At 50.8% G+C, this 23438-nt stretch carries 21 protein-coding genes and 1 tRNA gene; 21 read left to right on the top strand and 1 reads right to left on the bottom strand.

Features of this window, described 5'->3' with window-relative positions; genetic code table 11:
* Positions 1 to 80 precede the first annotated feature (80 nt).
* From R6U67_RS11245 to R6U67_RS11165, 17 genes are all read left to right on the top strand, one after another.
* Positions 81 to 152 (top strand) — tRNA-Cys (locus R6U67_RS11245).
* A gap of 6 nt (positions 153 to 158) precedes the next feature.
* Entirely contained in the window at positions 159 to 779 is a 621-nt protein-coding gene (locus R6U67_RS11240; protein WP_410252634.1) for a pseudouridine synthase, read from the top strand.
* A 6-nt stretch (positions 780 to 785) separates the two neighbouring features.
* Positions 786 to 2387, top strand: a complete 1602-nt coding sequence (locus R6U67_RS11235) for a serine/threonine phosphatase (RefSeq protein WP_410252633.1) — start codon at positions 786 to 788, stop codon at positions 2385 to 2387.
* 430 nt (positions 2388 to 2817) lie between these two features.
* Positions 2818 to 3378, top strand: coding sequence for an AAA family ATPase (locus R6U67_RS11230; protein ID WP_410252632.1), 561 nt, complete (start codon positions 2818 to 2820; stop codon positions 3376 to 3378).
* 276 nt (positions 3379 to 3654) lie between these two features.
* A complete protein-coding gene (locus R6U67_RS11225) occupies positions 3655 to 4656 on the top strand; it encodes a DUF3747 domain-containing protein (protein WP_410252631.1) in 1002 nt (333 codons plus the stop codon).
* Positions 4657 to 4899: 243 nt separating this feature from the next.
* A complete protein-coding gene (locus R6U67_RS11220) occupies positions 4900 to 5865 on the top strand; it encodes a DUF3747 domain-containing protein (RefSeq protein WP_410252630.1) in 966 nt (321 codons plus the stop codon).
* Positions 5866 to 6335: 470 nt separating this feature from the next.
* Positions 6336 to 7736, top strand: coding sequence for a nicotinate phosphoribosyltransferase (locus R6U67_RS11215; RefSeq protein ID WP_410252629.1), 1401 nt, complete (start codon positions 6336 to 6338; stop codon positions 7734 to 7736).
* Positions 7737 to 7837: 101 nt separating this feature from the next.
* Positions 7838 to 8425: a nicotinate-nucleotide adenylyltransferase gene (locus tag R6U67_RS11210; protein WP_410252628.1), complete on the top strand. Its 588-nt coding sequence runs from the start codon at positions 7838 to 7840 to the stop codon at positions 8423 to 8425.
* 30 nt (positions 8426 to 8455) lie between these two features.
* A complete protein-coding gene (locus tag R6U67_RS11205; protein WP_410252627.1) occupies positions 8456 to 9193 on the top strand; it encodes an NUDIX hydrolase in 738 nt (245 codons plus the stop codon).
* Between the two features lie 71 nt (positions 9194 to 9264).
* Entirely contained in the window at positions 9265 to 9627 is a 363-nt protein-coding gene (locus R6U67_RS11200; protein WP_410252626.1) for a four helix bundle protein, read from the top strand.
* 35 nt (positions 9628 to 9662) lie between these two features.
* Entirely contained in the window at positions 9663 to 11345 is a 1683-nt protein-coding gene (locus R6U67_RS11195; RefSeq protein ID WP_410252625.1) for an NAD+ synthase, read from the top strand.
* A gap of 122 nt (positions 11346 to 11467) precedes the next feature.
* Complete coding sequence (locus tag R6U67_RS11190) at positions 11468 to 11683, top strand: hypothetical protein (RefSeq protein ID WP_410252624.1); 216 nt, start codon at positions 11468 to 11470, stop codon at positions 11681 to 11683.
* Positions 11684 to 11896: 213 nt separating this feature from the next.
* Positions 11897 to 12121, top strand: a complete 225-nt coding sequence (locus tag R6U67_RS11185; RefSeq protein ID WP_410252623.1) for a type II toxin-antitoxin system VapC family toxin — start codon at positions 11897 to 11899, stop codon at positions 12119 to 12121.
* Positions 12122 to 12181: 60 nt separating this feature from the next.
* The gene (locus R6U67_RS11180) at positions 12182 to 13324 is read left to right on the top strand and encodes a DUF58 domain-containing protein (RefSeq protein ID WP_410252622.1); all 1143 of its coding nucleotides are present in this window, start codon (positions 12182 to 12184) and stop codon (positions 13322 to 13324) included.
* A gap of 12 nt (positions 13325 to 13336) precedes the next feature.
* Complete coding sequence (locus tag R6U67_RS11175) at positions 13337 to 13747, top strand: DUF309 domain-containing protein (protein WP_410252621.1); 411 nt, start codon at positions 13337 to 13339, stop codon at positions 13745 to 13747.
* A 176-nt stretch (positions 13748 to 13923) separates the two neighbouring features.
* The gene (locus tag R6U67_RS11170; RefSeq protein WP_410252620.1) at positions 13924 to 15117 is read left to right on the top strand and encodes an AAA family ATPase; all 1194 of its coding nucleotides are present in this window, start codon (positions 13924 to 13926) and stop codon (positions 15115 to 15117) included.
* Positions 15110 to 15808, top strand: a complete 699-nt coding sequence (locus tag R6U67_RS11165) for a hypothetical protein (RefSeq protein ID WP_410252619.1) — start codon at positions 15110 to 15112, stop codon at positions 15806 to 15808. Before R6U67_RS11170 ends, R6U67_RS11165 begins: the two co-directional genes overlap by 8 nt.
* Positions 15809 to 15873: 65 nt before the next feature.
* Here R6U67_RS11165 and R6U67_RS11160 read toward each other — a convergent pair whose 3' ends face one another.
* Complete coding sequence (locus R6U67_RS11160; protein ID WP_410252618.1) at positions 15874 to 18756, bottom strand: GAF domain-containing protein; 2883 nt, start codon at positions 18754 to 18756, stop codon at positions 15874 to 15876.
* Positions 18757 to 19004: 248 nt separating this feature from the next.
* Between R6U67_RS11160 and R6U67_RS11155 the strand changes: the two genes are divergently transcribed.
* The 4 genes from R6U67_RS11155 to R6U67_RS11140 form a co-directional block, all read left to right on the top strand.
* The gene (locus R6U67_RS11155; protein ID WP_410252617.1) at positions 19005 to 20147 is read left to right on the top strand and encodes a quinone-dependent dihydroorotate dehydrogenase; all 1143 of its coding nucleotides are present in this window, start codon (positions 19005 to 19007) and stop codon (positions 20145 to 20147) included.
* A 235-nt stretch (positions 20148 to 20382) separates the two neighbouring features.
* Complete coding sequence (serA, locus tag R6U67_RS11150) at positions 20383 to 21966, top strand: phosphoglycerate dehydrogenase (RefSeq protein WP_410252616.1); 1584 nt, start codon at positions 20383 to 20385, stop codon at positions 21964 to 21966.
* Between the two features lie 96 nt (positions 21967 to 22062).
* Entirely contained in the window at positions 22063 to 22956 is an 894-nt protein-coding gene (gene prmA, locus R6U67_RS11145) for a 50S ribosomal protein L11 methyltransferase (protein ID WP_410252615.1), read from the top strand.
* Between the two features lie 67 nt (positions 22957 to 23023).
* Positions 23024 to 23438, top strand: a 415-nt coding sequence (locus R6U67_RS11140) for a hypothetical protein (protein ID WP_410252614.1), incomplete at its 3' end; no start/stop codon positions are given.

The following is a 23438-nucleotide window of genomic DNA, read 5'->3' as shown; positions in this document are numbered from 1 at the left end:
CGATCGCATTTGGCAGCAATTTCTCAAAAAATCTCCCATTGTTGACCGAGGATATGTTAGGATGGCAAAGCTAGAGACATGGGGACATGGCCAAGCGGTAAGGCAGAAGACTGCAAATCTTCCATTCCCCGGTTCGAATCCGGGTGTCCCCTTTTAACGTGAAACCTCAATATCGCTATATTCTCTTTTACAAGCCCTACGACGTGCTGTGTCAGTTTACCGACGACAGTCAGACACCTCGCAGGACGTTAAAGGACTATATCCCAGTTCCTGGGGTCTATTCTGTGGGTCGTTTGGATCGTGATAGTGAAGGACTGCTGTTGTTGACCAATGATGGGCCGCTGAAACATCGTCTGACGGACCCAAAATTTGCTAAACCGCGTACCTACTGGGTTCAAGTGGAACGCACTCCTGATGAGGCGGCCTTGGAGGCCCTGCGGCGAGGGGTCAACATTCGCGGTTATCAGACTCGTCCGGCCCAGGTTCGTCGTCTGGAGTCTCCGCCCACACTTCCTCCGCGCAATCCGCCAATTCGTTATCGTAAAACGGTTCCCACGGACTGGTTGGAGATGACTTTAACGGAGGGACGTAACCGCCAAGTTCGCCGCATGACGGCTGCGGTGGGCTTTCCGACGCTGCGATTGGTTCGGGTTCGCAGTCTCAGGTTAACGCTTGAGGGGTTAGAACCGGGACAATGGCGGGAGTTAACTCCCCTGGAAATTCAACAAGTGAGGGAAGATAGTAGGGAACAGTCGTCTTCGTCGCGATCAACACCCTGAATCCTCATGATTTGGTTTGCTATCCTCATCCCTAAAGCCGACCGTGGCGGGATGACGCTTCCGGGCTATCTTGACCCCCAGCGTCGCTATCGTCCTCTTAAACGTCCGGTATTGAATGATTGGGGCGATATTGAGGTTCAGGTGTCGGACCAAACGCCGACGGAGTCCCCCTATTATCGGGCTACGGAGACGGCGTTGATGCGATCGCTTCCCGATGTCGCCGAACCCTATATTCACCCCTATTGTGCGACAAACTCCGCCCTCCCTCGTCTCCATGATGCGTGGGAGGATGAGGACTATGCGATTGTTTTGTTGGAAGACCGTTCCTCGTTGTCGCCGCTGATTGAAGCCTGGACGATGAACGAGTCGTCGAAACGTCAGGAAGTGGCCCTTCAACATCTCCATTGGATGTATCAGATGACGGATTTGTGGATGTTGCTGACGGAGTTGGCGGGCCGTCCGAGTTTAGTTCAGTTGGATAATTTACGTCTTGACGGTGAGGATCTGTTGTGTTTGCAACGACTCTATTTGGAAACGTCGGATCAGTCTGTGTCGCTGAACCAGTTGGGGGACACTTGGAGTCAGTTATTTCGCTTTTCTCAGATGTCTCCTCACCCGGATATTGCGGTGTTGATTCAACGGCTACAGCAGGGACAGATTTCATCGCCGCAACGGTTGCGATCGCATCTGGACCAGATTTTGGATTCTCTACAACCTCAGTCGCAGAGGGAGGAGGAGGAGGATGACGATCCCACCGGCTGGAATTTTCAGGAGGAAGATTTCACGATTACGGCCCCGATTATCCCCACGGTTCAACTCACTCATGCGGGCCAAACGGATATTGGCCGCCAACGCCGTCACAATGAGGATACGTTTTTGTTGTGGTTACGGCAACATCAACGGGAAACGCCCAATTCGCGGACGGAATCGGCCCGAGGCCTGTATGTTCTCTGTGATGGAATGGGGGGCCATGAGGGAGGCGATGTGGCGAGTGCGATCGCCGTCGAAACGGTAGCCGATCGCATTCTCCCCTATTGGGATGAGGATTTCCCGGAACAATGGCGGATTAATGAGGCCATCGCGGCGGCGAATACGGCGATTTATGATCTCAATCAAGATCAAGGCCGCCGGGGAAATCGCCGCATGGGAACGACGCTGGTGATGTTACTGGTGGATAATAATCGGGCTGCGATCGCCCATGTGGGAGATTCTCGTCTCTATCGCTTGACGGTGTCTGGGGGGTTGGAGTTGTTAACTCGCGATCATGAGTTGGGACAACAATCCATCGCCCAAGGGGTCGATCCCACGGTCGCGTATCAAACGCCTCAAGCCTATCAACTCACTCAGGCCCTTGGCCCCCGTGAGTCGGTTCGCCCGGATGTCCGCTTTTTGCCGATTTTGGAAAATACTCTCTTTCTTCTCGCCTCGGATGGTTTGACGGACCGCAGTTTGGTAGAACTCCATTGGAAAACCCATCTTAAACCCTATTTGGCGGTGTCCACCAATCTCAATTTTGCACCCCAGGAATTGATTGATTTGGCGAATCAGGAAAATGGACGGGATAATGTCACGGCGGTTCTGGTGCGAGTGGAATTAAAATCGTTTTAAGTCAGACACAATCATCAGTCTGTACGCCAATCTCTGGGATGTCCCGTTCAGGAGATTTGTGTGTTGGGAGAGGCAAAAATCCGATAAATTATATAGCAAAAGTTGGTCTGAATCGTACCAAAAATAGGGGAGAAGAAGGCAAGAGGTATAACCCACCCCTAACCCCTCCCAGGAGGGGATGGCTGTTCGCCCTCCTCGGTGTCAGGTCTATAGCAAGCATTTTTTAAAATGGTATCAATACGTACGATTCGTTGACACTGGGGGAGGGCGTGCTACTTGCGATTCGCTCTGACTGCTGACAAATGGTCTGACCATACGACAATTAAAGTATTACAATTATCACCTCAGGGAAAATGTTTTTGATTCATTGAACCACAGTTTTATTGGGGTATTTTCAAAAAACCAATTATTATAAAACAACAGTTGCCTTATGTCTATTTCTCTTCCTTGTCATTTTCTCGTCGGTATCCCCGCCAGTGGCAAAAGTCGCTTTGCACAGGAAGTTGTGAAACGAGATCCTCGCTATGTGGTGGTTTCTACGGATGCGGTGCGGGAAAAACTCTATGGCGATGCGATCATTCAGGGGAATTGGCGTGAGATTGAGGCGGAGGTGTTGGCCCAGGTTCGATGGGCGATCGCCCAAGAGCGTCCAGTCATCTATGATGCCACGAATGTGCGCCGGTCTTGGCGTTTGGACTTTCTGCGATCGCTGCAAGAGTTGAGTCATCCACCGTTAACGTGGGTGGCCTGGGTGATGGAGGTTCCGGTTGACGTCTGTCAACAACGCAATCGCGATCGCCGTCGAGTGGTTCCGAGTCATGTAATTAAGCGTATGGCGGAGTCTCTGGCCCAAACCCCGGTGACGACAGCCGAGGGATTTGCGGAGGTGCGATCGCTCCCCCTGACGGTTCAAGGGGATATCGACTTTTCTGAAGTGTTCAAGCAACTCAATCGCCTCTCAACCGATCTAGCGCGCCGTAATCCGTCTTAGGTGATGTATGTCATCTGAGGAAGAGACGCAAACCTGACGGAGACCCCTGAACCCCCCCTCCCAACCAGCCAATCTACGTCACTGGCTACCCTGGCCCGCAACTGTCAGCGCCTCAAACTCCCGAAACCCCTCAAACCTCGTTCCTCCAATTGCCAACTGTCACAAGGGTCACCGGACAGTTCCCGAAGTCAACCGCCAACCCTCCAAGCCAGAAGACGCTACCCCCACAATGAAGTCATAGCAAACAACCGCCAACCCAATCACAGGACAACTACCATGAAAACCGCACTTCGCCTCGCCGCACTCTCGACTCTCGCCATCTCCAGCTTCGGCGCCAGCTTCACCCCTCAACCGGCCCAAGCTGCACTCTTCGGAGAACGCGCCGTTGAACAACAAGACTTCATCGCCGTAGCCGCACCGGTTGGAAATACCGGACGACACCAACTCCTCGTTCTCGAACAACAGTCAAACCGCCGCGATTGCTGGGCCGAAAATGGCTCAACCGTCGAACCCCTCCTCTTAGACTTTGACTTCACCGGTATCTGTGGACGCTTCACGGATAGCAACGGCTACTCCATCCGCACCGGCGGCGAAGACTTAGGAATGCAATATCGCTTACAAGTGGTTCGTCAAGGAGATGACTTGGTGTTACAGGGAACAACCATGCGCGCCAATCAACCCACCTTGGAACTCGGACGCGCTCCCTACACCAACGACTTCGTTCGCATTGACCTCAATGATGGCTGGGATTTCGCCAAACGAACCTATCAAGGACGCACCTTAGGTCACGTCTATCTCTCCAACCAAGAGCAGTTGAGCGCCTTGACAAATGACTCAGGCAATGACTCTAGCACCGTCGCTGACCGTCCCTCAACCCCCTCTAACCCCAGTGAGGACAAAAAACCCTCTCAACCTTCTCAACCCTCTCAGGACCAAGACTGGCGCGATGAGATTGAACTCACTCAGGGACAACAACAGGAGATTGAGGAGGTTCGCGAGTCTTATCTAGCTGAAAATGGTCGTCTCGACAGTCAACTCAATCAGGCGCGTCAAGAGTTACAAGAGATGATGATTGGTGATGCCTCCACTCGTCAAGTCCGCCGTCAACGCAATCAGGTTGAACGTCTGCGCCAACGGATGAACGACAATCGTTTTTCGAGCATGATGGAGATTCGTCAGGTGATGTCGGCTGAACAACGGACGGCGTTCGCGGAGGTGATGGATTTGGACAATCAGCTAGCTGATGCTGACGAGATTATCACCATGCTGCTACGCTAATTGATTTTTCCCGCTTCCTTCCGCTTTTCCTAGGGTAAATTCTCGAATCCGGTTTCCTGAGTTGGAACCGGATTTTTGGGCTTCACGCCTGGCTGTTGCTGTTGTCTCGCCAGGCGGTTAACTGGCATAAGGTTTAATAGACAGTTGAGGAAGTAGAACCTCTTGCTGTCGAGAGTCTAGGATTGGCCCGGATACTAATGGGTATCAGACGCCAACCACCGTTACGTACAGGAATCACTCGCCATGAAAACTGCTCTTCGCCTCGCCGCTGTTTCCACTCTTGCTTTGTCCAGCTTCGGCGCCACAATCACACCTCAGTCTGCGAACGCTGTTAACTTCGGGGAACGAGCTGTTGAACAGCGAAATTTCGTTGCTGTTGCGGCTCCTGTGGGGGAGACGGGACGACATCAACTTTTGGTGATTGAACAGCAATCGAATGCTCGTCCCTGCTGGGGGGAAACGGGAAATAGAGTTAATCCGTTATTGCTCAATTTTGATTTTACGGGAATTTGTGGCCGCTTCACCGATAGTAATGGTTATTCGCTGCGGACTGGGGGACAGGATTTAGGCATTCAATATAGTTTACGGACGGTTCGTCGGGGAAATGATATCGTTTTGCAAGGGGTTCCGTTTCGTCCTAATCAACCCACATTAGAACTCGGACGCGCTCCTTATGAGAATGATTTTGTCCGCATTGATTTGAATGAGGGTTGGGAGTTCAGCAAACGAACCTATCAAGGACGCACGTTGGGCCATGTCTATCTCTCGAATCCGTCCAGTTTGAGTGCGTTAGCGAGCCAATCTCAGCCGGTTGCAACGAATCCGTCGCCTCCATCTACTCCTGTTGAGGACGAATCGTCTCAATCTCAAGATTGGCGTGAGAAAATTGAGTTGACGGAGCAACAGCAAGAGGAAATTGCTGAAATTCGTCAGGCGTATTTGGCTGAGAATGGTCGCCTACAAGGTCAGTTGGATGCGGCGCGTCAGGAGTTACGAGAGATGATGATTGGCGAGGCTTCGACTCGGCAAATTCGTCGTCAGCGAAATCGGGTTGAACGCCTACGAAATGAAATGAATGATACTCGTTTTTCGAGTATGATGGCAATTCGTGAGGTGATGTCTCTTGAACAACGAACGGCTTTGGTGGAGGTGATGGATTTGACGGGTTCACTGGATGCGGATACGGTTCTAACGACGCTCTTACGCTAGTTTTTGGACTTCAAGATAGGTCTTCAGGTTCGGGAAGACCAAGACAATTCATGACGGATTAAATCCCTTGTTGTAGGGGCGAAAATATTTCGCCCCTATTTTATATTTAAGGGTGAAGTTACAATATATTCCGGGTCTTCTGGGTTTAGTGTGATAAGGAGAATTTGTGGCAGATTACATCCGTTGCTGTAGGGGTGAAAAATCCACTCCTGGGAGGGGCTAGGGGTGGGTTCCCCTACAATTTTGTATCAAATGCAACAAATCACACCGTATATCCTGAAGACCCTATATTCCCTAAAAATGCCTCAAGATATCAATTTTTAGGTACTTTTAAAAGTCGCGTTTTAAGCTTAATTTGCTGTAGAAATATGTTTGGTTTAATTAATAATAATAACAGCAAAAAATTTTAATTTTGTTTATTTTTGGTAAAATCTACTATAATTGAGGTGACTTGTTTTCAGTGAGGATGTATGGCTGTCCCCGAAATTTCATCGATCGCCCCCCTAACGGACAAACAGCGGCTAACGGTTCGCCCCGAAGACTATGGCTTGCTAACAGACTTGTATCAGTTGACGATGAGCACCTGTTATATTGGCGAGGGGCTAGAGACGGAACGGGGGAGTTTTGAACTGTTCGCCCGCAAGCTACCGCCAGGGTTCGGGTATGCGATCGCCATGGGCCTCGAAAGCGTCATCGATTACCTCGAACAGGTGAGTTTCAGTGAAGCGCAACTGGAGTCGTTACGAGAAACCGGGATTTTCTCCCAGACGGGCGATCGCATTTGGGAATTTCTGGCCAACTTCCGCTTTGAGGGCGATCTCTGGGCGCTTCGGGAAGGAACCGCTGTGTTCCCCCATGAACCTATTTTGCGCATTGATGCCCCCCTCTGGCAAGCCCAACTCCTCGAAAGCTATCTCCTCAATGTTGTTAACTATCAAACCCTAATTGGGACTCGGGCCGCCCGTATTCGGGATGTGGCGGGCGATCGCGCTCTACTTTTGGAATTTGGAACCCGTCGCGCCTTTAGCCCCCAAGCCTCCCTCTACGCCGCCCGGGCCGCTTTAGCCGCTGGCTTTGATTCGACCTCCAATGTCTTGGCGGCGTTCAAATTGGGGCGCAAACCCACGGGAACGATGGCCCATTCCTTTATCCAGGCCTTAGTGGCGATGGAGGGAAGCGAAGCCAACGCCTTCACGGCGTTTCATCATCACTTCCCCGGTGCGCCTCTGTTGATTGATACCTTTGATACAGTAGCCGCCGCCCGCTATCTCGCCAATCGCCTCGAAGGAGATGAAATCGAACTTCATGGGGTTCGCATCGATTCCGGGGATATGGTCGCCCTCTCGCAACAGGTGCGATCGCATCTCCCGGATGTTCCGATTTTCGCCAGTGGTGACATGGATGAGTGGGAAATCGCCCGACTCCTGGCTGAAGGCGCAACCCTTGACGGCTATGGGATTGGCACAAAATTGGTATCCGGGGAACCCTTCAATGGCGTTTATAAACTGGTTGAAGTTGATGGGATTCCCGTTATGAAAAAATCCAGTGGAAAAGCCACCTATCCCGGCCGGAAACAGATTTTTCGGCGCATTGAGGAGGGACAATGGATCGGCGATCGCCTCGGATTAGCCGAGGAATCCCCTGAACCCGGCGAGGAACCTCTCTTACAACCCATCATTGTCAACGGCGATCGCCAACAGCCCCTAGACTCCCTCGAAACCATCAGCAAACGCACCCGAGACACCGTCATGCAACTCCCCGGAGAGGTTCGTGATATCCATCAACCCCAAGTTCCCGAGGTGGAGATTTCCCAGGAGTTAACCAACCTCCGCGATCGCGTCTCCCAAACCCTCAACCAATCCTCAGTGTAGCAACCCCTGTTCCCAGTTCCGGTGTTCCCTGTTCCGGTGTTCCCTGTTCCGGTGTTCCGGTGTTCCCAGTTCCGGTGTTCCCTGTTCCCTGTTCCCTAATAATGACCCACATCGCCCTCTTTGGAACCAGCGCCGATCCCCCCAGTGTCGCCCATCGTGAGATTTTGCGTTGGCTGTGCGATCGCTATGATTGGGTAGCAGTTTGGGCTTCCGACAATCCGATGAAGTCTCAACAAACTCCTCTGGATCATCGCACAGCCATGTTAAAACTAATGGTCGAGGAGTTACGAAAACCTCACCCGGATCTCGAGGGTTCCTGCTGTGATAATATCGCCTTTCATGCAGAATTGAGTTGTTCGAGAACCTTATTTAGTGTTGAAAAGGCACGGGACATTTGGCAAAATGCCCAGTTAACCTTAGTGGTGGGATCGGATTTGCTGACACAACTTCCACGTTGGTATCGCGTCACCGACTTGTTGCAACAGGTTCAATTACTGGTGATTCCTCGTCCCGGTTCTCCGGTAGAGTTAGAGAAACTCGAAGAACTTAAGGCGTTGGGAGGAACCGTCACTGTGGCGAATATGAATGCACCGGATGTCTCATCGACGTTCTATCGGAAAACGCAAAATTCCCAGGCGATTCCCCCCAGTGTTGAGGCGTATATTCAGCGAGAACAGTTATATGTATAGCGGGGAAATTGGGGGGCTAGAGATTGAGTTATGGTGAAGGATGAAGGACAAGAGTTAACCTCATCAACCCCATTGGCCGATTTTAAGGTGGGGGTGGATAATGCAATTTTCTCGGTGGATGTGGCCAATAATCGAGTCTTAGTGTTGCTGCTACGGCGAGGGGATGAACCGGATTATGGCCACTGGAGTCTTCCGGGAACTCTCGTGTGTCGGGGGGAATCCCTAGAGGATGCCGCCTATCGGGTTCTCTCGGAGAAAATTTCGGTGCAAAATCTCTATTTGGAACAGTTATATACGTTTGGTGGCCCGGCGCGAGATCCTCGGGAATCTCCCCAGTCGTTTGGGGTTCGTTATCTGTCGGTGAGTTATTTTGCACTGGTTCAACATGAGGAAGTGCAGTTGCTGGCAGATTCGCTGGAGGAGATGGTTTGGTTTCCCTGCGATCGCGTCCCCGATTTAGCGTTTGATCACAATGAAATTGTTAAATATGGTTATCAACGGCTACGAAATAAATTAGAATACAGTCCGGTTGCTTTTGAAGTGTTACCAGAAACTTTTACCTTGAATGAATTGTATCAACTCTATGCGGCTGTTTTAGGGGAGAACTTTGCTGATTATTCCAATTTTCGCTCCCGCATTCTGAAGTTAGGAGTTCTCTGTGATACGGGGATGAAACTCTCTCGGGGGGCAGGTCGTCCGGCGAGTTTATACCGATTTGATTCGGAAGCCTTTGCGCCGCTAAAAGACAAACCCATGGTCTTTATTTAAGAAAAGGCAAAAGGCAAGAGGCAAAAGGCAAGAGGCGAAATACAGTTTTCTGGATTTGGAGTTTTAAAGAAATGTCTTTAATTCGTGACTTTAAGGATTTAAGGATTTGGCAAAAAGGAATGGAAATAGCTGAGGAAAGCTATTTTCTAACAAAGACTTTTCCAAAAGAAGAAGTTTATGGTATGATGCAACAAATACGCAGATGTTCTGCATCGATACCGGCAAACATTTCTGAAGGATATGGGAGACGTTCAAAAGCAGATTATGCTAGGTTTTTAAATATTGCTCAAGGGTCTTGCAATGAACTTCAGACCCATTTGATTTTATCGGAAAGAGTCGGACTCTGTCAGAAGCAACAGATTGAAAAAATTATAAATTTGTTACAAGAAGAGACCCGAATGATTGCTGCCCTAGTCAACAAACTAAATGACTAACCCCTATCTTTTGCCTTTTGCCTCTTGCCTTTCTTATGAAAATTGCGATCGCCCAACTCAACCCAACGATTGGAGATTTGCCTGGAAATGCCCAACAAATCCTAGATGCAGCCCAAAAAGCAGCCCACAAGGGTGCATCTATTTTATTAACCCCAGAATTGTCTCTTTGTGGCTATCCACCTCGGGATTTACTCCTCGATCCCGGTTTCATTGACGCGATAGAAGAACAGTTAACGCAGTTAGCGCAACAACTCCCCAGTCAGCTTCACGTTTTGGTGGGAACAGTGCAACGAAATCCTCAGGCCCATCAGGGGGGAAAACCTCTCTATAATAGTATCGCCTGTTTGACTGGGGGACAGGTGACACAGCACTTTCATAAACGACTGCTTCCCACTTATGATGTTTTTGATGAACATCGCTATTTTGAACCCCATTCTCAGAGTCATCATGTCACCGTCAGCGATAATAATCGCAGCTATCGTATTGGCGTAACCATTTGTGAGGATATTTGGAATGATGAAGAGTTTTGGAGTCAACGTCACTATGCTTGCAATCCTCTGGCGGATTTAGCGGATGCACAAGTAGACCTAATTGTCAATCTTTCCGCTTCTCCCTACACCGTAGAAAAACAACAATTGCGAGAGTCGATGTTATCTCATGCGGCGCGTCGCTATCAGGTTCCCATTCTTTATGTGAATCAGGTGGGGGGAAATGATGATCTGATTTTTGATGGTCGCAGTGTGGCCTTTAATGGAGATGGACGTTTGGTGTATCGTGGGCGAGGTTGTGAGACGGATTTTGCCCAGTTGCAGTTAACAGAAACAGGATTGAGTCAGGGGGAAGTGGTTCCCCTTCCCGATTGTCGAGAGGCGGAAATTTGGGCCGCGTTGGTGTTGGGGGTGCGGGATTATGTGCGTAAATGTGGCTTTTCTAAGATTGTTTTAGGATTAAGTGGCGGAATTGACTCGTCACTGGTGGCGGCGATCGCCGCTGAAGCGGTGGGTGGGGAAAATGTGTTGGGGGTGTTGATGTCGTCTCCCTATACCTCTGAGGGTTCGGTGACGGATGCGATCGCCTTGGCTAAGAATTTAGGGATTCAAACTCAGCATCTTTATATTGAAGCTGCGATGAGGAGTTTTGACGCGACTCTCGCGGATTTATTTGCGGGAACCGAGTCGGGAGTGGCGGAAGAAAATCTGCAATCGCGCATTCGTGGAACCCTACTGATGGCGATTTCCAATAAGTTAGGCTATTTGTTGATTTCTACGGGGAACAAGTCAGAAATGGCGGTGGGGTATTGCACCCTTTACGGAGATATGGATGGCGGTTTGGCGGCGATCGCCGATGTTCCCAAAACTCAGGTTTATGCACTGTGTCGTTGGCTAAATCACCGTCAATCTGGGGTTGAGGTGATTCCTGAAACCGTGATCAGCAAACCCCCCAGCGCGGAACTCAAACCCAATCAAACCGATCAGGATTCCCTTCCCCCTTACGATGAACTCGATGACATCCTGCATCGCTTTGTGGAACAACACCAATCGGCGACAGAAATTGTGGCGGCGGGATATGCGCGGGAAACCGTCGATCGCGTCATTAAACTTGTCTCTCGCGCCGAGTTTAAACGCCGTCAAGCGGCGCCAGGGTTAAAGATTACCGATCGCGCCTTTGGAACTGGCTGGCGAATGCCGATCGCCTCTCGTCGTGGGGATATCCGTTAAGCTACGATTAACCCATCGAATCCTGATTTGGGGGATGAACTATGTCTCAACTGCATTATTTATAGTAGAATAAGAGTAATTTCGCCATCCTCCAAAACATTAAAAAAACGGATTCATCAATCATGACATTCAACGCATCTTTAGAAAAACGCTTAGCCTCGGTTGAAGCAGCCGTCACCGAAATTCGACGACACATAGAGTCTCAAAATCAAGATACAGAAAATTCCCAAAATTGGTTAGATCAAATGACTGGATCTTTTGAGGATGAACCTGCCTTTGACGAAGTTATAAAATATGGACAATCGATTCGCCAAGGAGATGAGTCTAGTTTAGATTAATTACTGAGAATGACCTATTTACTCGATACAGACCACCTAAGCATCATTCAGCGAAAGACAGGTGTCGCTTATGAAACTATTTCGGGGCGAATGAGTCAGTATTCAGTCTCTGAATTTGCAATTTCAATCATTACGATTTAAGAGCAAATGCTAGGCTGTCATGCGTATATAAACCGCGCTCGTCATCTCTCAGAGATGGTAACGGGTTACAAAATGATGAACCGTTTAGTTCGTACCTTTCAAACATCAATTATTTTGCCATTCGATGAATTAGCAGCAAGACAACTGGAGCAACTCCAAACAAAAGGCATTAGACTGGGAAAAATGGATGCTAGAATTGCTGCCATTGCTTTGGCTAATCAACGGATTTTATTGACTCGTAATCGTCAAGATTTTGAAAAAGTTCCCGGACTAACCCTAGAGGACTGGACAATTTGATAGGATGAGTTAAAACGTCAGCAAACCGGTAAAAACTGAATCAGGATAGGGGCGATCTTCGTGAAACGACAATTACAAAAATTTGGCGATTGGCTTGAACGTCGTTGGGTACAACCCGCCTTTGCCGGTTGGTTCTGTTTAGGACTGTCTCTGTTTTATCTCGGTTCCGCCGCTAATACGATGTCTGGCTGGCTGTATGCGATTAGTGGTGCATCTTTTGCGCTGTTGGGAGTCGCTGCAATTCTTCCACCGCGATCGCTGCGTCATCTGCAACTTAAACGCCAGTCCATCGATCCCGTTAGCAGTGGGGAATCTCTCACTGTTATTTTCGAGATTCACAATCCCCAACGTCGTCCGAAACTTCTTTTGCAACTCCAGGATGAGATTCCCCCCCGCTTGGGAACTCCCCCAAAACGGGTGATTGAGTCTCTCGCTGGGGGGGAGACGCTGCGCTGGATTTATCAGCATCGGGCCGCGCAACGGGGAATTTACCATTGGGATCAGGTTAGCCTCCGTACCGCTGCGCCGTTGGGGTTATTCTGGTGTCGGCGATCGCGCCAGGTTCCGGGAAAGGCGATCGTCTATCCCCAGGTTCTCCCCCTACAACGCTGTCCCCTTATCGATGGAATTGGCCAGGAGGAGAATCCCGTCTTTTCCGCCTATGAACGTCAGGTTCAACCGGCCTCAGAAGGCTTAACTCGCGCCTTACGTCCCTATCGCTTCGGCGATCCCATGCGGATGATTCACTGGCGCACCTCGGCCCGCTATGGAGAGTTACGGGTGCGGGAGTTGGAGGTGTTCCAGAGTGGACTCGATGCGGTGATTGCGTTGGATACGGCGGCCCACTGGGATGCAGAAGACTTTGAACAGGGGGCGATCGCCGCTGCGTCTCTCTATTTTTACGCCAGTCAGATGCAACTCAATGTCCGTCTTTGGACGGCGAAAACCGGCTTAGTCAATGGTCATCGGGTGGTTCTCGAAGCCTTAGCGGGAGCCAGTTTTGGGGAATCGGAGACGGGGACTCCCATCGGCGATCGCCCCACGGTTTGGCTAACCCCCAACGCCGCCACATTAGAGACGCTTTCGGCCAACAGTCGCTGGATTCTCTGGGGACTATCTGTTCCCTCTGGCTTAGCCAGTGGCGGAATTTGCATTGACCCTGGCCAGGATTTACAACGTCAGTTACAATCATTATTGAAGTAACTTGATGGCATCATGACGGAATTTCCTCCAGAATTTTGGCGAGCGGTTGACGAGTTCAATCAGGGTGAGTTCTACGCCTGTCATGATACCTTAGAAGCCATTTGGCTCGAATCAGTTGACCCAGAAAAGAAATTTTATCAAGGCATTTTACAGATTGCTGTGGGGTTTTATCATCTCAGTAATCAGAACTGGAAAGGCTGTTTAATGTTATTGGGAGAAGGAACGAATCGCTTGCGGCATTATCGTCCTGAGTATGGTGAGATTGATGTAGAATCGTTGTTCTCTGAGGCATTGGAAATGTTGCAGGAGTTGCAAGAAGCGGGAGAGGAGAGAACGGCTGAGTTTGCGAGTAAGTATGGGTTGATTGGGGAGTCAGGGACGATGGCGTTACCTAAGGTAAATAAAGTCTCATCGTCAGCTTAAATAAGACTAAGTTAGAAGCCGATGACACCCGGTTTCTTCAAGAAACCGAGTGTCTGATAGTCGAGCCAATTCATGCCTAATGTTATTGCTTTAATTTACCAGCGAGTCCTGGCAGTAGATTACCCTAAATTAGCAGAATTCACTCCAATGATGTTATTAATACGTTTTAAGTTGAAATGACGCTAATTCGCCAAGTTGAAATTCGGGGCTTTAAGTCCATTTACTCGGCCAACCTAGAACTGGGTCGAGTAAACTGCTTGATTGGTGCAAATGGGTCAGGAAAAAGTAACCTATTAGAAGCCTTAGGCGTGTTGGGAGCAGCCGCCAATGGAGTGGTCGATGATGAGAGTTTACTACGTCGGGGCGTACGTGCCGGCTTACCGCGACTCTATAAAAGTTCATTTGCCAGCGATCGCACTCCGGCTCATATTGCCATTAGTGTAACTGGCTCAAAAAACGAAACCTATCGCGTTTCGTTACTCAATCCTCTCGATTCTCCTGAACCAGCGTGGTCTTATAAAACTGAAGTTCTCAGTGATGGTGAGACTGAGATTCTTTCCCAGGGAGTCCGCAACAAGAAGAACCTCAATCCGAAAGCTGGTTTAGCCGCCTTGGAACTGGTGCATCTCAACCGCACAAATCTCGCCGCTCAACTGATGCAACGCCTGCAAGAGTTTGCGATTTATTGCCCAAATACCCCGACTTTACGCGGGATTTTACCGGATCAACAATCCCGGCTTCCAGTGGGTCTCAGTGGTGGACAATTGGCTGAGGGGTTTGCGAGCCTGCGTCACCATTTACAGAGTCAGGGGAATACGGGTGAGGAGATTCTGGATCAGGTGCTGGAGTTGATTGACTGGGTGCTTGATATTGAGACAACCACTTCTGGGAGCAATTTATTATCACCCAAGATCCCGCGCCTGAAGCGACTTTTGAAATTCAGCGATCGCTTCATGAACCCCAGCCGCAATGAACTGACCGCCTATGATGCCAGTGAGGGCGCACTTTATGTCATTTTCGCAGCCTTGCTGTGCCTGTTACCTCAAGCGCCTCGATTGCTGGCGATCGATAATTTAGATCAAGCTCTCAATCCTCGGCTACTGGTGCGGTTAATGTCTCGTCTTGCCGGCTGGCTGAGACACAATGAGGGCGATCGCCAACTGCTGTTAACAGCTCATAATCCTGCTGCTTTAGATGGATTAGATTTAACCGATCCCGAGGTGCGCCTCTTTGGGGTAGAGCGCAATAGTAATGGACAAACCTGTATCCGTCGTGTCACACTCACCCCTGAACTCACTGAACTTAATGAGCAATATCCTCTCTCACGCCTTTGGTTAATGGGTCATCTAGGAGCCGTTCCCAATGTCTGAACCCTTGAAAATCGGTCTAGTCGCTGAAGGGCCGACGGATTATGAAGTGATTCAGGCTGCACTCAAAGCGGTATTACCCGACCCCTTCATCATGACATCTATACAGCCTGAAGCCACTCGACCCCAACTTGGCAGCGGTTGGTGTGGCGTGCTGAAGTGGTGTCACACAGCGCAACAAAGGCATACAGGTTCACTGGATACCGATCCGACTCTGAGCGGTTTTGATCTACTGATCATTCATGTCGATGTCGATGTATCGAGTTTCCGATATGATGACTGTGGTGAGTCGGCCTTAAAAGCACAGGATAACAACTGGGAAACGCTTCCCTGTTCACAACCTTGTCCCCCCATCCTGGATACGGTAGATGCTCTGCTGAACGTCATCAAAAGCTGGTTGGGTCCGGTCACTCCCGGCGATCGCACCCTGTTCTGTCTCCCAGCTCAATCTTCCGGGACTTGGTTGGCCGCAGCCGTCCTCTCGTCCAATGATTCTCGCCTGACTAATGCTGAGTGTAATCCTAGGGTAGAGAAAAAACTAGAACAGTTACCTAAGAAACAACGTATTAGGAAAAATAAGCGTAGTTACCGAGTCAATGCCCCTAAAATCACTGAGAATTGGGAACAGGTTAAAAGAGTTTGTAGCCAAGCCGCTGATTTTGAGCAAGCCATAGGCAAAGCTGTTGATCCCTAAGACTCATCTGACTACGCTAGTCTTGTTGTCTGTCCCCAACTTTAACCCAAAAACCATACTCAAGTTCAAGAATGCCGGGGAACCAACAGACGACTCACAATCCGTCCATCCTCAATCTTCTCAATCAGGAAATCTCCCCCCATCTGACGCATTAACCGTTCAAAAATAATCAACTCTAAGCCCGGCGGACGGTCTAACGGAGAAGCCGCCAGAAGGTCGCGATTCTCCCGTGGGGCGCTGAGAATCGCCGGTTGGAAAGCCCCCAAAATGCGGGGAGCGACCTCGCCGCTATCCGTGACCGACAGTTCTACAAACTCGTGATCTCCCCCGCCTTCTTCGGTGACGGAACGATACCAAATATCAATTCGTCCCCCCGCCGGCGATCGCCGACACGCGGCCAACAACACCTCCACAAACACTAACTCAAACTTGGCTGAATCTGCATAAAGCGTCACATTTTCATCCCGATGCACCTGCATCCAAATTTGTCGTTTCGCCGTCGCCGGTTCAACCCGTTCTAACACCCGCGAAAACAGCCGCACAATGGAAATCGGTTCAGGATTCAGTTGCAAACGCCATTGCTCATACTTCAGCAAATTCACCGCCCCATTGAGATTATCCGACAAATGACGCAGTAGCTCCTGGTGACGCACCTGTTGAACCGATCGCGCCCGACTATCATCTTCATCCAAACGAGATAGCCCTCCCGTCAAATCCGTCAACTGGGTGAGCTGTTTAATATCCAACCCAATGCCCCGATAAAGCTCCTCCAAACGGTGTTGTTTGTACCAATTTAGGGGGTCAAGGCGATCGCGATAGCGATTCAATCGTTTTTCCAATAACATCGCCCGTCGCGCCCAAGCTAACTGACCCGCCAGCAATTCCAACGCTTCCACCTGACGCTCACCCCACTCCCGTTGCGGCGGATCAGCCACCAAAATCACCCCAGTGGCCCGGCTGCTTGTGATCGTTTGCAGAGCGATCGCCCGCAACACCAAGCCTTGCAACGGTTCTAACCAAGTCTGAGTGGCCGCCGGGAGGCGCGTCACCGCCACGGGGCCGAACAGCCCCTGCCAAGACACCACCTTTTGCAACAGTCGTTCTTTCTTGACGTTAATCTCTTGCCCTTGAGGAATTTGATAGGCATCCTGAGCCACCAACGTGCTGAGACTCGCCGTTTTTAACCCCGGTTCCCAGGTGACTAACCCCACAAACGGAGACTCTAAAATCTCCGCCAGATAATGTAGATGACTCGACTCGGCGGCCTGCCAATTGGGAGCGTTGGCCAAACAATTCAAACCATGCCGGATCCCCTTCACCATCTGCTGATTTTGCTGACTGTTCTCCTGAATCGCTTGACTGCGGAGGATTTGCCCCACTTGACGACTCGCTAGAGTCAGTAACTCCCGTTCCGAAGTCGTCCAAACCCGCGACGACGGCTCTGCAATCACCACAAAGCTTTTGGGAAGTTGTCCCGGTTCCGTATTGGCAATCAGGGGCGATCGCACCCCCGCCTCAATCAACAACGGTTGCCAAGAGGTAAAGCGCATATCCCCACCGCCGCGAGTGGAGGCTTCGTTAAAGTCATCACTCAATTGCAGGGCGATCGCCCCCTCACTATGTTGCAGCAACTGCCAATCCACAAAGGAGAGGGAGGGAAACGACTCCCCCACCTCCCAACCTAAACTCTCGGGATAGGCCGACACCAACTCAATCTGATTCGTCTGGGAATCCGCAGAAAACACCAACACCGGCGCATCGTGGAGCCGTTGACTGAGCCGTTCGCTATAGCTCTTTAAACTGGTAGCTCCCTGAGGTAAACCAATGGTCAAATCGCGATCGAGTTCAATCTCCGCCATCCGCTCTTGCAGATGAGACAGAGGAGTCGTCAGAGCCACTAACTGAGCGGCCCCGCGAATATAATCCTTCTCTCCTTCTTGCCAAATTCGGGCTTCCGTGCCTTCAACCGAGAGAAACCCTAATAACTTCCCTTTCGAGAGAATCGGGGCCGCCAGGAGCGATCGCGCCCCAATTTGTGCCATCAAACGACTGGTAGCATCGGCTTTTAGAGATGAATAGGCTTCGCCGATGGCCACGAGACGGTTATCACAGAGGGTTTTATGAAAGCCGCTAAACTCCGCCAGAGGAATTTCCGTCGTTTCGCGATTCTCCGTTCCCTGGCGAGATAGACGACCGCGCGTGGTACTTTTGCGAAACGAGAGAGCGGCCTGCTCTCGCGTCCGTAACCAAAATAGGGCGCGATCGCCGTCATACCAATAGATATGAGTGCGCGCCGGGAGTAAAAACTGTTGCGTTGTGGCCACGATATTACGCAGGCGATCGTCCAGGCTTTGGGACTCTTGCAACTGAGACATCATCTCTAATAGCGGCTCATGGGGGCGTTTGAGCCGTTCCCGTTGCTGGTCCATTTCCCCCTGATGCAACCCCATCGCCAATTCCCCGAAGAGCATCGACAATAGCGATCGCTGCTCAACCGAGGGAAAATCGCCCCAGAGGGTTGAGCCTAACACCACAACCCCAAAACACAGATGACGGTGACAGAGAGGAAAAACGACAGTTCCCTGAATCCCATAGCGATTAGCCACCGTTTGCCATTGGCCGGCGCGGCTTTCTTCTCGTAAATCGGCCACTTGAACCGGTGCTTGTTGAATCACCGTCTGCTCCATAATATCCCCAGGACTGAGAGCAAACTGTTGGGGTAAATTTTGCTGAGCCACTTGGCTCAGTTCGCCCTCAATTCCTCGCAAGCGATGGCTGAGGCGATCGTAGAGTCCGATCCAAAGTAGGGCATAGTTAAACTCAGTGCGGAGATAGTCTAAGGTGGTTTTCACCAGGGTTTCAACCGTCTCCTGTTCTCGGAGGGTTTGCAGGGTATGACTGAGACTAACCAGGGGATTGGCGGAGGTGGTCGTGTAAGTATCTTGCATGAGCCGGGTGGGGGGAGGGAGCAGTTCAGGGGGTCACAGAGAAGCGTGGCGAGAGGGATCGCTCAGGAGAGACCGATCGCCGTTAATTGTTAATAATTGACCGTTCATCGCTGACAGTTTATATACACAAAAAAACGGTTTTGTCAAGAGTTTTATCGTCATAAATGTCCTGTTTCATCGGCCGGCTGCGCGATGGGTGAAGTCCTAGTGTAGGGTTGAATTGAGAGGATGGAGTTTAGGGGGTTGTCATGAACCTATATCAACAAATTGTGCGTCCAGTCCTGTTTGCAACCGCCGATCCCGAATGGTTGCATGGGCAACTGATGGCGAGTTTACGATATGTTTCGCGCCAGAGAAGCGTCTCGCCGCCGAATTTTGTAGCCGGGGCGATCGCCTCCCAACTCGAAGCGCAATTTTGTTTTCGCGATGAGCGCCTTGTGCAACGCCTCTGGGGGTTAGACTTCCCCAATCCTCTCGGCTTAGCGGCCGGCTTTGACAAAAATGGCGAAGTGGGACAGTTGTGGGGAGCGTTGGGGTTTGGGTTTGCCGAACTCGGAACCGTCACCTGGCATCCCCAACCGGGAAACCCTCCCCCACGACTGTTCCGTCTCGTTGAAGACCAAGCTGCCTTAAATCGCATGGGTTTTAATAATTGCGGGGCCATGGTCATGGCCGAGAACTTAACGCAGGTGCGATCGCCGCAACTTCCCAAGATCCCCATTGGCGTCAACCTGGGTAAATCTAAGGTGACCCCCCTCGATGATGCCATGGGGGACTACCGCGACAGTTTTGGGGCCTTACAGGCGTTGGGAGACTATTTTGTCGTTAACGTGTCTTCGCCCAATACCCCAGGACTGCGATCGCTCCAAGCTCCAGAACGTTTGGAGCAAATTTTGAAAACCCTGATGGACATGAATGCAGATGCTAAGCCTATTTTAGTCAAAATTGCCCCAGATTTGGAAACCACCGAAATCCGGGCAATTCTCGATATCGCCCTGGGCCTAAAACTCGGGGGAGTGATTGCCACCAACACCACCATCTCCCGCGAGGGATTAAAGACGCAACGGCTGGCCAAAACCGGAACATCAATCCAGGAGGAAGCCGGAGGAATCAGTGGTGCGCCCCTAAAATCTCGCTCAACGGAGGTCATTCACGAAATTTGGCGATATACCGAGGGTAAACTGCCCATTATTGGCACCGGAGGAGTCGCCAGTGCTGACGATGCCTGGGAGAAAATTACCGCCGGCGCCAGCCTACTCGAAGTCTACACCGGCTGGATTTACCAAGGGCCGGCAATGCCCAAACAAATCCTGGCGGGACTGGTGGCCAAATTAGAACAACAGGGGTTATCTCACCTCAGCCAAGCTGTCGGACTGGCGCACCGGGGTTAGGTCCTCTAAGATCCCAAAGACTTGAGATCCCAAAGACTTGAGATCCCAAAGACATCTCGGAAAAAAGCGCCCTCGGTGCAACTTTCCCGATACAATGACTATCTGCGGGCGGGCGGTGGAGCAGTGTGTTTTTAAGCTGCAAACGTCAAATCACCAGCGATCGCGCCCTCTTCTCCCTAACCGACACACGAGCGATGGGGAGGGGTTGCCATAAGCGAACACCAAGCTGCACATTATGCCAAAAGTTCTTGTTTCCGATTCCGTCGATCGCGCAGGGATCGAAATTCTCTCTCAAGTCGCGCAAGTTGATGTCAAAACCGGACTCCCGTTGTCCGAACTCATCTCCATTATCCCCGAATATGATGCCTTAATGATTCGTTCGGGAACCCAAGTTACCAAAGAGGTGATCGAAGCCGGAGCGCAACTGAAAATCATTGGCCGCGCCGGAGTTGGCGTCGATAACGTCGATGTGGCCGCGGCCACGCGACAGGGGATTGTCGTCGTCAACTCTCCCGAAGGCAACACCATCGCGGCGGCTGAACATGCTCTAGCGATGATGATGTCCCTCTCTCGCTATGTCCCCGATGCCAACCACTCCGTCAAAAGCGGGGAATGGAATCGTAAAGCCTTTATCGGGGCAGAAATCTACAAAAAAACCCTAGGCTTAATCGGTTTAGGCAAAATCGGTTCTCATGTGGCCAATGTGGCGAAAGCCATGGGGATGAAACTGATTGCCTATGACCCCTACATCTCCAATGAGCGGGCCGAACAAATTGGTTGTCGTCTTGTCGAACTCGATGTTCTGATTCAAGAAGCCGATTATATTACCCTGCATATTCCCCGCACCGAGGAAACGGCCAACCTCATCAATGCTGAGGCCCTGGCCAAAATGAAACCCACGGCCCGTATCATTAACTGCGCTCGTGGGGGACTCATTGATGAACCGGCCCTAGCTGAAGCGATCCAAGAAGGACGCATCGCCGGGGCGGCCCTTGATGTGTTTGGCCATGAACCCCTCGAAGCCGATTCACCACTACGAGAGGGGGATAAAAACTTGATTCTGACCCCTCACTTGGGGGCTTCGACGGCTGAAGCTCAGGTGAATGTGGCCGTCGATGTGGCCGAGCAGATTCGCGATGTTCTCCTGGGCCTTCCGGCTCGTTCGGCGGTCAACATCCCCGGCTTGTACCCTGATGCCTTGGCGAAACTGCGTCCTTACCTGGAACTGGCCGAGGCGTTAGGCAATATGGTTGGACAACTGGCTGGTGGTCGCGTCGAATCCTTAACCATCTCTCTGCAAGGGGATTTGGCCAATCAAGACAGTAAACCGATTACGATTGCGGCTCTCAAGGGCCTGCTCACACCAGCATTGCGGGAGCGGGTGAATTACGTCAATGCCAACATTGAGGCCAAGGAACGGGGCATCCGTATTATTGAGATGCGCGATGCTTCGGTTCGCGATTATACGGACTCTCTGCACCTAGAAGCCAAAGGCTCTCGGGGTGAGCATACGGTCACCGGTGCGTTGCTCGGTGATGGTGAATTGCGGATTACCAATGTGGATGAGTTCCCCGTCAATGTGCCGCCAATTCAGCATATGCTCTTTACCCGTCACCGGGATATGCCCGGGATTATTGGCCGGATTGGTTCCCTGTTGGGCAGTTTCAATGTCAATATCGCCAGTATGCAGGTCGGACGCAAGATTGTCCGGGGTGATGCGGTGATGGTGTTGAGTTTGGATGATCCCCTGCCGGAAGGAATTTTAGAGGAAATTCTCAAAGTTTCTGGGATTCGAGACGCATATACGGTCACAATGTAGGCAGGCTGAGTTGAGTTGGGGCGATCGCTTCGGTTGGTTATGGGCGGCGATCGCCCCCGAGGGATTCAAGCCGCCCAATTCACGATGAGAGGGGTTATGAGCAGTAGCTGGTGGGAAATCCAAATTTTGGGACATCCCGCGCTGGAAGAGAGCATTTTCTGGCGTTTGGACAATTTTGGCTGTCGAGGTGTGGTGAGTGAAACTCAAGCCGATTCCTGTTTAATGCGGGGCTATCTACACCAGGATCATGTGCAAATGCTGGATTTGGCGGCGTTGTCACTCTGGTTACGTCAGGATGCGATCGCCATCGATTTGCCGCCACCAGGAACCCACTGGCATTTGATTGAGGAGGAGGATTGGTCCAGCAGTTGGAAGGAACATTGGCAACCGACGGATATTGGCGATCGCTTTACCGTTTATCCCGCCTGGCTTGATCCCCCCCAGGGCAGCGATCGCATCCTCCTGAAACTCGATCCCGGTGTCGCCTTCGGAACCGGTGCCCACGCCACCACTCAACTCTGTCTCGAATCCCTAGAGATGCGGTTCAGCATGGGGGAAGAACATCCCATTGTTGCCGATATTGGCTGTGGTTCAGGGATTCTCTCCATTGGCGCGGCCTTATTGGGCGCAAAACAGATCTATGCTGTGGATGTTGACCCCTTAGCGGTGAAAGCGGCGCGCGCCAATCAAGCCCTCAACACCATTTCCACAGAAACCATGATCGTCGAGGAAGGCAGCCTCGATCGCATCATTAGTTTGACAAATCAGCAGCCCGTCGATGCCATTCTTTGTAACATCTTGGCAGAAACCATTGTTGAATTAGTGCCTCAAATGAGTGCGATTTCATCCCCCAAGACTTGGGGCGTGATTAGTGGGGTACTCCTCGAACAAGCCAAACCAATGGCTGATATTTTAGAACAACATGGTTGGATTGTGGCCACCCTCTGGAAACGGCAAGAATGGTGTTGTTTCAACATTCGCCGCAGCTAGGAGATCTCATGAACTGTCGAACTCGTTATGGCTGATTATGGTTGATTATGGCTGATTATGGTTGACTATGGCTGAAGAATTAAAAGTTCGCTATCGGCGAGGAATTGGCGTGACCTTGCTGATGGCCTCAATTTTTGTCCTGTTAGATGCCTTTGTTGTCTCCCTCAAAGGTGGATTTCCCTTTAGCCTCATTTCGGGATTTATTACGCTCTATGGTGGCTATTTATTCGTCAGTAAAACCTATATTACCCTGTCCCGCCATGAATTAAAGCTCTATAAATTGACCGGAAGGTTAGAGCAAACCTATTCCCTGCGATCGCTCAAAGACCTGACCCTAGACGAAAACCGTATCATTTACTGCCCCAAAAAAACAGAAACTCCCCTTCCCATTCGTTCTGCAAGAAATAACCTTGAAAACCAAGAGAATATAACAGATAAAATGATGGAGAGCGCCTACAAAGAAGTTCCTTCTTTGCTTGGAG

The organism is Sodalinema sp. (genome assembly GCF_046483825.1).
Lineage (GTDB): Bacteria > Cyanobacteriota > Cyanobacteriia > Cyanobacteriales > Geitlerinemataceae > Sodalinema.
This window is presented reverse-complemented; position numbering and strand designations above follow the sequence as displayed.